This window comes from Arthrobacter sp. ISL-69, from assembly GCF_018613775.1.
Classification (GTDB): domain Bacteria; phylum Actinomycetota; class Actinomycetes; order Actinomycetales; family Micrococcaceae; genus Arthrobacter.
Genome location: NZ_JAGGPO010000028.1, coordinates 59,781 through 68,467, shown reverse-complemented (window position 1 = coordinate 68,467; position 8,687 = coordinate 59,781). Strand labels below are relative to the sequence as shown.

The 8,687-nt window shown below is 65.0% G+C and carries 10 protein-coding genes; 5 read left to right on the top strand and 5 right to left on the bottom strand.

Features of this window, described 5'->3' with window-relative positions; genetic code table 11:
* The 4 genes from J7I79_RS19570 to J7I79_RS19555 all read left to right on the top strand — a co-directional run.
* The coding region (locus J7I79_RS19570; protein WP_214956110.1) for a hypothetical protein at window positions 1-407 on the top strand (407 nt) is incomplete at its 5' end.
* A 119-nt stretch (window positions 408-526) separates the two neighbouring features.
* Complete coding sequence (locus J7I79_RS19565) at window positions 527-979, top strand: MarR family winged helix-turn-helix transcriptional regulator (protein WP_214956089.1); 453 nt, start codon at window positions 527-529, stop codon at window positions 977-979.
* Between the two features lie 199 nt (window positions 980-1,178).
* Window positions 1,179-1,652 (top strand): hypothetical protein, encoded by a 474-nt coding sequence (locus J7I79_RS19560; protein WP_214956088.1) that lies wholly within the window; start codon window positions 1,179-1,181, stop codon window positions 1,650-1,652.
* Between the two features lie 103 nt (window positions 1,653-1,755).
* Window positions 1,756-3,177 carry a hypothetical protein gene (locus tag J7I79_RS19555; RefSeq protein ID WP_214956086.1) on the top strand — a complete coding sequence of 474 codons (1,422 nt, stop codon included), beginning with the start codon at window positions 1,756-1,758 and terminating at the stop codon, window positions 3,175-3,177.
* A gap of 152 nt (window positions 3,178-3,329) precedes the next feature.
* On the opposite strand, the gene J7I79_RS19550 is transcribed toward J7I79_RS19555, so the two are convergent.
* The 3 genes from J7I79_RS19550 to J7I79_RS19540 form a co-directional block, all read right to left on the bottom strand.
* The gene (locus J7I79_RS19550) at window positions 3,330-3,467 is read right to left on the bottom strand and encodes a hypothetical protein (RefSeq protein ID WP_214956078.1); all 138 of its coding nucleotides are present in this window, start codon (window positions 3,465-3,467) and stop codon (window positions 3,330-3,332) included.
* 206 nt (window positions 3,468-3,673) lie between these two features.
* Window positions 3,674-3,817 carry a hypothetical protein gene (locus tag J7I79_RS19545; RefSeq protein WP_214956076.1) on the bottom strand — a complete coding sequence of 48 codons (144 nt, stop codon included), beginning with the start codon at window positions 3,815-3,817 and terminating at the stop codon, window positions 3,674-3,676.
* A 63-nt stretch (window positions 3,818-3,880) separates the two neighbouring features.
* The gene (locus tag J7I79_RS19540; RefSeq protein WP_214956074.1) at window positions 3,881-4,045 is read right to left on the bottom strand and encodes a hypothetical protein; all 165 of its coding nucleotides are present in this window, start codon (window positions 4,043-4,045) and stop codon (window positions 3,881-3,883) included.
* A gap of 387 nt (window positions 4,046-4,432) precedes the next feature.
* Here J7I79_RS19540 and J7I79_RS19535 point away from each other — a divergent pair, with 387 nt between their 5' ends.
* The gene (locus tag J7I79_RS19535) at window positions 4,433-4,984 is read left to right on the top strand and encodes a hypothetical protein (RefSeq protein ID WP_214956072.1); all 552 of its coding nucleotides are present in this window, start codon (window positions 4,433-4,435) and stop codon (window positions 4,982-4,984) included.
* A gap of 96 nt (window positions 4,985-5,080) precedes the next feature.
* Here J7I79_RS19535 and J7I79_RS19530 read toward each other — a convergent pair whose 3' ends face one another.
* Both J7I79_RS19530 and J7I79_RS24315 read right to left on the bottom strand, forming a co-directional pair.
* The gene (locus J7I79_RS19530; RefSeq protein WP_214956070.1) at window positions 5,081-5,650 is read right to left on the bottom strand and encodes a DUF6919 domain-containing protein; all 570 of its coding nucleotides are present in this window, start codon (window positions 5,648-5,650) and stop codon (window positions 5,081-5,083) included.
* A gap of 169 nt (window positions 5,651-5,819) precedes the next feature.
* Entirely contained in the window at window positions 5,820-8,609 is a 2,790-nt protein-coding gene (locus J7I79_RS24315) for a S8 family serine peptidase (RefSeq protein WP_251043042.1), read from the bottom strand.
* Window positions 8,610-8,687 lie beyond the last annotated feature (78 nt).

Genomic DNA, 8,687 nt, shown 5'->3' with positions numbered 1-8,687 from the left:
GCCCCGCCGGAGCAAACACAGGCACCGGCGCGCACCTCTCCGACGCCGGCGCGGCGATCGGCGACGCCCCGCACCAGGTCAAGGCCAAGACCCAGGGCAACCCGCTGGCCGCCGGGCTGATCGCGTTCGGCGCCGGCATGTTGTTGTCGTCACTGATCCCCGCGAGTGAGAAGGAACGCGAAGCCGCCGAGGCGCTCAAAGTAAAGGCCGAGCCGCTCACCACGGAGCTGACCGAAGCCGCCAAGGACATCGCCGACGGCCTGAAGGCACCCGCGCAGGAAGCCATGGAAAACGTCAAGGCCACAGCCGCGGAAGCCACCGACCACGTCAAGGCCGAAGGCCAGACCGCCGTCGACGACGTGAAGTACCGCGCCGCGGATGCCAAGGACAACGTCCAGCAGGCGTAGGCAAATGTACTCGCGCAAGGCCGCTCCGCCGCCGGGCGGAGCGGCCCTGCCCATTTTCAGGTAGGAATTGCTCACCGTGTCCCCAGCCGCGGTCTCTTGTAAGGCAGGCGAATTTAAACATGGTCTCGGCCCATCAGAACAGACCGGCAGGATGGTCAACACACCGATTGTTGTCGACGGCGGCCCGGTTGGACGAGCGCCGGATCAACCGATGCCTGGTTGGCCTGGGTCTTACCAAGTCGTCCTTCGACGCCCTGGATTGCGTAGAGGAGCTGGGACCGGCCAACCAGAACTCCCTTGCCGATGAGCTCGGAATCACCGCCCAGAGCCTCGGCAAGATTTTGGACCGGCTGAAGGACCTGGGCCTTGTGACCAAGGAGCGCGCCGCGGGCGATGGCAGGATCAGGAGCGTCCGGCTGACGCAGCGCGGGCGTTCGGTGCTGCGGACGGCCGAGGAACTGGTCCGCGGCCTCCCCCGCCCGGAGCGGGAGGCTGAGGTGAGCCTGCGGCAGCATCTGGAACAGCACATCGCGCATCTCACGGCGGCCCAGCAAACCCGCGCGGAAGCCTAAATGCAACGCCCTGAACCCCTGCAAAACCCGTCACAGGAGTTACAGAACCAACCTTGAGTTAATCTTGAGCGTTCCTTGGCTGCTAATTGATCGTTCCTTGGCCACCTATTGAGCTTGGCCCCGCAGACTTTTTCTATCGGAGCCGGACAGGGTCCCGAAGGTCTGCGGATACACCGCACAAGTTCAAGGGGCACTTCAAATGAGCAAAGTAGCTGGACGCAAGAAGCGCATCATCGTCACCACCGCCGCACTGCTGGCCGTCGGCGGCGGCGCAGCCTTCGCTTACTGGACGGCGACAGGCACCGGCAATACCACCACCACCGCCGGAGCCTCCTCAAACTTCACCATCACCAGCTCGGTGACCGGCGGGGCACTCTCCCCCAACGGCCCCACCCAGACCTTCACCTTCGTCGTCACCAACCCCGGCACCGGCGTCCAGAAACTCTCCGCCGTCGCCGCCACCGTCGCCGCCACCGACGGCACCGCCTGGACGGCCGTCGCAAACTGCTCCGCCGCAGACTTCACCGTCGGCACCCCCACCTTCACCGCCACCGAAATCCCCGCCAACGGCACCGTCACCGGCACCGTGACCCTGCAGATGATCGATCGCCCCGGCGTCAACCAGGACGGCTGCAAGGGCGCCACCGTACCCCTGCGCTTCGCCGCAAGCTGAAGGGGCAACGGCCTCACGTACCTCCTCAGCACCGTCACCTTCATCCCCCAATGGTGAACGTGGCACCCCCACCACCCCCTGAGCCAACGTCGAGAAGGTGCGAATGTCCGGCAGGCGCAACTCCAGCTCCCCCGAAGCCCCCCACGGCTTCCGGCGGGGGCTGGTGTTGTTTCCCCGCACATTCGGCCGCGTTATAGCCGCTGGCATCGCGCTGGTGGTTGTGGCACTGTTCGGTGCTTCGGCGGCTTCGGCCTACTGGCCGGCATCAGGAACGGGAAGTACGACGGCGGCAGTCGCCACCCTGGCCCCGCCCACCAACGTGGCGGTCCCCGCAACCAGCAACTCCAACGTATCGGTCACCTGGACTGCATCAGTGGGAATGCCCGCACCGACGGGCTACTACGTCACCCGTGTCACCGGCGCCACCTCCATGCTGGCCTGCGGAAGCAGCCCTGCCGTGCTCATCACGGGCACCGCGTGCACGGATGCTTCCGCGCCCGAAGGCACGCACCATTACGTGGTCACAGCCGTTCACCGTTCCTGGACCGCAGCCAGCACGGCCAGCGGGAACGTCACCGTCGACAACAGAGACACCATCAACTTCATCGTCCAGCCGGGGGCCAGTGTTGTGGCCGGCTCACCCCTGCAGTCCGTCACGGTGGAGCTGCGGACTGCGCTCGGGCTCAAGCTGCTGTTGGCCGGCGCCCAGGTGACCATAGGCATCGGCAACAATCCCGGCGGAGGCACACTCTCCGGCACGCTGACGGCAACCACCAACATCTGGGGCGAGGCCACATTCACGGGCCTGTCCGTCAATAAGGCCGGCACCGGCTACGCCCTGCTGGCAACCAGCCCGGGATACTCCGGCGCCGTGAGCACCCCGTTCACCGTCACGGCCGCGGCCGCCAGTCAGCTCGTGGTCACGGGCCCCGCTTCGGGCACCGCCTCCGCAACCGCAACCATCGGACCGTTCACCGTGCAACGCCAGGACGCCTACGGGAATCCCGTGATCACCGGCAGCACCACCGCCACCCCCACGTCCACGTCCACCGGGACCAAGGTCTTTGCCCTAACCGCCGGCGGCGCAACCGTCACTTCGGTGACCATTCCGGCCGGGGCCTCGTCGGCGTCGTTCTTCTACGGCGACACCAAGGCGGGCTCGCCCAGCATCATGCTCACGGCGCCCGGGCTGGCCCAGGCGTCGACGCCGGTCACCGTTTCGGCCTCAACAGCCACGACCATCGAGTTCATCCAGGGACCGGTCAACACCGCCAACGGGCAGACAATGGCACCAGTTACCGTTCAGGTCCTGGACTTCTTCAGGAATCCGCTGATCACCAGCATCGACCCCGTTACAATCACCAAAGTCGAGCAGGCGGGTAGCCTCAAGGGGGGAACACCGCAGAACCTCACGGGCGGCGTTGCGACCTTCAACGGGCTATCAATCACCGGTAAAGGCGCATATCACTTGGTCGCACACTACGGCACGCTGACGGTCACCAGTGCAGTCTTCTCCATCACCTGATCATCGGACCAGGAACCGGAGCCAAAGCAGTTGTTAGCCCCGGAACAGCGCGGCAACCACAACAGCTGCGGTGAGGACCAGGAGAATGCCGAGCAGCACGTACCCCGGCCATTTGGGGCCGGAGCGGTGCGGGTTGATGTCTATATACGGCATTACTGGCGGACCTTCACGGGAACAGGCTTCGTTGCGGCGCCGCGCTTCAGGCGAAGCACCAGGTATAAAGCGGTAAACGGAACCACAAGGGTTCCCATCAGGACGCACAGCGCAAAGGCGTAATCACTCAGAGCCACGGAATTACCTCCAGGATGCGTCGTTGCATTCGAGGCTGGCCCGCTAGCTGGTAAGCTCTTCGGGCTAACGGTCGGCAGCGAACTTGGGGATCCCTATAGCGGATCGCTCAACACCCTAGCGGCCGGATATCAAATCTGTCCAATTAAGTAATAGGACTCGACAAAACTTGTCAACCGGATGCCGGTTTTTCGCGCGGGTTACGCACTCAGCGCCCCAGCGCCATGACCACGACGACGGCGGTTGAGGCGGCCAGCGCCGCCAGCCCCGCGTAGGCCAGCACACGGAGACGCCGCCTCCGCAGTTCCCGCAGCGAATCCCGCGCAGGCAGTCCGCTCGCATACTTCCCCATGCCGGCGATAGTACCGGCACAATGTTTCAGGGAAACCAAGTCAAGCGGTATGTGACGGCCAGGCTAGTGCCGCCACCCGCTGGCGTCCTTGATGGGCGGCGTGAAGCTGGGCCGCGCTTCCGGCGGCATGTTCTGCTGGTCCAGCCAGGATCGGACGGGGTACGGATCATCAGCAATGATGTTCCTCGCCACGAAGCGGCGGATCGCTTCTTTAATGTCCCTAATCATGCACTTACGCTACGCGTCGGTAACTCTTCTAGACAGAGTGGTCTGTACTCGTCTTTTCGGGCCGTTACCACTCGTTTCCCGCGAAATCGGGTACTCGTTTTGCAGTACTTGCGCGGCAACCTGTTAACGGCCATTCCACTGTCAAAAACACAGGCCGAAATACCCCTGTATTTATCTTTGCGCAGCGTCTAGCGCATTTTTTGGCCGAAGGAGCATACTTATACCGCCGCCCAAATCGATGGATGTTTTCGTGCATCCGGGCGGTTCATTCACCGGCAGTGCCCGTCGGGCCGGCCGGCATCCTGGCGAAGGTGGGGTATCTCGTTCCCATGCTTCGCGTCCCTTACCGAAAGAACAAATCTCGGGTCTCAGAGGGTTGGAAAGAAAATGTTGTCTCGCACCAAAACAGGAATGATGTCCATGGTTGCCGCTGCCGTTCTGGCCGTGGGGCTCGCCCCCGGCGCCGCGGTCGCCCACGAAGGGTCGGGCGGAGGATCAGGGCACGGCAACTCGGACAAGAGCGACGACTGGAAGAAGAATTCCGAGCAGCGCAGGCTGGTCAAGACGCTACGGGATGTCACTGACGACTATCGCTGGCTGGATAATGCCATTGAGGACGGCTACGAGAAGATCACCGAATGCATCGACAATCCCGGCGTCGGGGCCATGGGCTTCCACTACCTGAAAAAGGACCTGCTGGATGACAAGACCCAGGCACGGAAGCCGGAGGTGCTGGTCTACATGCCGAACGAGCGCGGGCGCATGAAGCTGGTGGCCGCCGAGTTCATCTCCACGGCAACGGAGCGGCCGGAAATCGCCGGCCTGGACTTCGAGGACGGCCCGTTCCCGGGCACCTTTGCCCTGCACGCCTGGGTCTGGAAGGACAATCCGGACGGCATGTTCGCAGCGTTCAACCCGGACCACAAGTGCCCGAAATAGCGGCCCGGCGCATCAGCAGTAAAGGGCGACAGGTGAAGGCTGGCGGCACCCGCGTAACAGCGGGTGCTGCCAACATTCACAAACGTCTGCGGAGCCTCAGGCCCTGGCGGTGATCAGTGCCTTCTGCAGCAGGGAAACCAGCTTGGAGTTCCTGCCCCAGACAGGATCAAAGATCTGCAGCTCCCAGCACTCGGCCAGCGATTTGGCGAGTGTCTCGTTGGTCCAGTCCGTGTACGTTTCGTGGGCGTAGGAGGGCCCGCCGGAACTTCCCAGCCACGTGAATTCCCTGGACCCCTCCAGGGCCACGCAAATCTGCCCGCTGCCGGCTTCGCCCGGAGGGAACACCAGCACCACCAGGTCGGTTTCCACCAGGACCGCTGAAATGACGGCTGCGGAATGTTCCGTGCAGCGGCCGCTCACAAACGCGCGCTGCATGTTGCCGCCCGCCATGCCCGTTCCGGGCTGCGAATCGTCCGTGAGGAAGCCGAGCCGGTTGATCGCGGCCAGAGCCTCGCTCATCGGGCCGTTCTCTCCGGCGTACTGCGGCGCCGTGTAACCGGGAACGTAGCTGAGGGATCCCTCGAGCCACCGTGCCGTCAGTTCACATGCGCCTTCGAGTGTGGTGCAGTTGCGCCACGCATCTTCGTCAGGGACACCTTCAAACATGGGCTGTCTCCTTACGTTCCCCAGTAGTCACAAGCAGAATGTATCACCGCTCACATGCGTTGCGCCCTGTCACTTGCGTAACAAGCATGTGAACTAGCGACGCAGGAGGGCGCGGGTGCACCCCGCAGTGGACGTTCGGCACCTTGCAAGGAACTCCGGTCCCAAGTGGCTAGCGCTGCGCCGCGTAGCGGTACATGAAAGCGGCCATCTGGTCCCGGAGGATGGACGCGCCCGGCCGGAATGTGCGTGAGGTGGCCGTTTCCGCCCAGCCGTTGCTGATGCCGTTCTTGGCCAGCCACGAAATCTCCTTGTAGAAACCGTGGTCCGTGGGAATGTCCACAAACGGCGACTGGGCTTCGGGCACGTAGTCGGGTGAACCGGCGTGGCGGTAGATGAAGGCTGCCATCTGGTCGCGGTTGACCGTTGCGCCCGGCCGGAAGGTCCTGGTGCCATCCTCTTCCTTCCAGCCCGTGCTGATTTGCTTCTCCGCCAGCCAGGAGATCTCCCGGTAGAAGGCATGGTTGGTCGGGATGTCGGCGAACGGTGAGACAGCAGGCGGGACAAAGTCCGGATTGCCGGCCAGCCGGTACAGGAAAGCGGCCATCTGGTCCCGGTTCACCGGCTCCGCAGAACGGAACGTCCGCGTGCCGTCCGGCTCCGCCCACCCCTGGGTGATCCCCTCGGTGGCCAGCCAGTTGATCTCCAGGGCAAAAGCCGAACCGTCGGTGATGTCGCGGAAGACGGCGGAGTCGAACGTGTGGGTCCAGGAGGCAATGCTGCCGGCTACCAGGGCGTATCCCGCGGTGACCCGGGAGTTCACGGTGACTGCACCTGCGCCGGGGTAGGTCCCGGCCGCCACCACGTTGCCAGCCACCAGATACTCCACGCCCGCAGCCGAGGGAACCGTGTAAGTGTCGTTGGGGGTTCCGATCTTGTCCGTGAACTGCACGGGCGCCGGAACCGCGCCTGTCTTCACGGCCGCTGTAGCTGCGCTGGTCAGCTCCGCCGAGATGTACCCATCCTTAGTTCCCGTAACGCGGACAGTGAGGGTCTTCTCCTTGTCGTCCGTGGTCACCCGGTACGTGTTGGCCACGGCCCCGGGGATCGCTTGACCGGAGCGGTACCACTGGTAGGACAGGGTAACCGGAGCGGGTTGCCATACCCCCGGTTGAGCGGTCAGTAGACCGCCGATTATTGCCTGACCGGAGATCCTGGGATCGTACGGCGGGACCACCGGGGCAGCTTCCACCGGTGCCGTCGGCGCCGAGGTGACGGACACGCTCTGGCCGAAGAAGCGGCTGCCGGTGGCGGTGACCGTCAGTGTTGTCCCGACGTCGGCCGTTTGCGGCAGGTAGGTCGTTGCCTGCGCTCCCTGGATGGGGGCGCCGTTGCGGTTCCACTGGTAGGAAAAGGTGACGTCGCTGGGCGTCCAGTTGATGGCGTGGGCGGAGAGGTCTTGCCCGACGGCGGCCTTGCCGCCGATGATGGGTGCGACTCCCTTGATCTCGCGGTCGGGCTGGAAGTTGAGTGCTGCTGTACCCTGCAGGAGGCCGCTGCCGCACGTCGTGTCGGCACACGCCAGTCCGGTCTTCGTGGATGTCGCTTTGAGCCGCGCTTCCACGTTGGCCGGGGTTGCCAGGTCCCCCAGCCGGGACATCAGGAGCGCGGCGAGTCCCGCGGCATGCGGGGCGGCCATGGAGGTGCCGCTGGAGTAGGCGTAGGTTTCGGCCCCGGGACCCTGGGTGCCCCCGTTGAAGGTCACCAGGATTCCGTCCGAGGACGCCTGGGTCATGTCACCGCCCGGCGCCGCCACATCGACGGCCGCTCCGTAGTTGGAGTACGGTGCCAGATTTCCCGTTCGGGTGAGGGCGGCGACAGAGATGACGTTCTGGCAGTTGGACGGACTGGTCTCGGCAGCCGGCCGGTTTTCGTTGCCGGCCGCGGCGATCACTGCCGCCCCGGATTCGTAAGCGAAGTTGACGGCACTTTGGAAGGTTGCCGGGCAGGGCAAGTTAGCGCCGAGGCTCAGGTTGATGACGCGGGCGGGGTTGGGGTTCACCGGCAGTCCGGCGACCGATCCGCCAGCGGCCCAGACGATGCCGTCCGCGATGTCGGACATGTAGCCGCCGCAGGGCCCGAGGGCGCGGACCGGCAGGATCTTCGCCTCGGGTGCTACTCCGGTGATGCCGCTGGAGTTATTGGCGGCAGCGGCGATGATGCCTGCCACCTGGGTGCCGTGCCATGAGGAAGGGCTGGCGGGGCCACCGTCACCGCACATGCCGGCCGGGGTCCAGTCGCCTTCGTCGCGCGGGTTGGCGTCGCGGCCGCTGGAATCCCTGGAGTAGGCGGGATCGGACATCATGTCGTAGCCGGGGAGCACGCTGGCATTCAGTTCCGAGTGGCTGGTGATCCCGGTGTCCACCACGGCCACCACTACGCCGGCGCCCCTGTTGAGTGACCACGCATCGGGCATGTTCATCGTGCCGGCCGCGCCGCCGGACTGCAGTCCCCACTGCAGCGGGTAGTAGGGGTCGTTCGGCGCCGCTGTCGGGTACATCCGGATGTCCGGTTCGGCGTATTCGACGGCGGGATCCCCCCTCAGCGCCGCCAGCGCCTTTTCGGCTTCACCGGCATCCAGCGTCCGCTCGGCCCGCAGGACGCGGGCACCTGCCGCCGTCGCCCGGACGTCAATCACGGGGACACCCACGTTCCGGGCCACTTTGCCGAGGGACTCTGTCCGGAGTCTGGAACTGCCTGCGGCCGTGTCCTTGAACTTCACAATGAACTGGTCCGTCTCCGCCCCCGGGCTCGCGGGCCGGGCTGCGGCCGGAACAGCGGGAAGCGCAGGCGTGTCGTCGTCCGCCACAGCCGGGAGCGGAAGCGCCGAGCTGCACAGCAGTGCCACAACGGATGGAATCAGCAGGCGGGCGAACAGACGGGTGCGCAGGTCATGAGACATCGCGAAATCCTAGGGGCCAGGCGTCGACCCCCCCAAGGAGCCGGACCGCGGGAAATAGAGACCGCGGAATCCGCGTCA

Bases quoted from the DNA above. Each gene is read 5' to 3' on its own strand.
- J7I79_RS19560 (WP_214956088.1), top strand. From the start codon at position 1,179: ATGAGCAAAGTAGCTGGACGCAAGAAGCGCATCATCGTCACCACCGCC.
- J7I79_RS19540 (WP_214956074.1), bottom strand. From the start codon at position 4,045: ATGATTAGGGACATTAAAGAAGCGATCCGCCGCTTCGTGGCGAGGAAC.
- J7I79_RS19545 (WP_214956076.1), bottom strand. From the start codon at position 3,817: ATGGGGAAGTATGCGAGCGGACTGCCTGCGCGGGATTCGCTGCGGGAA.
- J7I79_RS19535 (WP_214956072.1), top strand. From the start codon at position 4,433: ATGTTGTCTCGCACCAAAACAGGAATGATGTCCATGGTTGCCGCTGCC.
- J7I79_RS19555 (WP_214956086.1), top strand. From the start codon at position 1,756: ATGTCCGGCAGGCGCAACTCCAGCTCCCCCGAAGCCCCCCACGGCTTC.
- J7I79_RS24315 (WP_251043042.1), bottom strand. From the start codon at position 8,609: ATGTCTCATGACCTGCGCACCCGTCTGTTCGCCCGCCTGCTGATTCCA.
- J7I79_RS19565 (WP_214956089.1), top strand. From the start codon at position 527: ATGGTCTCGGCCCATCAGAACAGACCGGCAGGATGGTCAACACACCGA.
- J7I79_RS19530 (WP_214956070.1), bottom strand. From the start codon at position 5,650: ATGTTTGAAGGTGTCCCTGACGAAGATGCGTGGCGCAACTGCACCACA.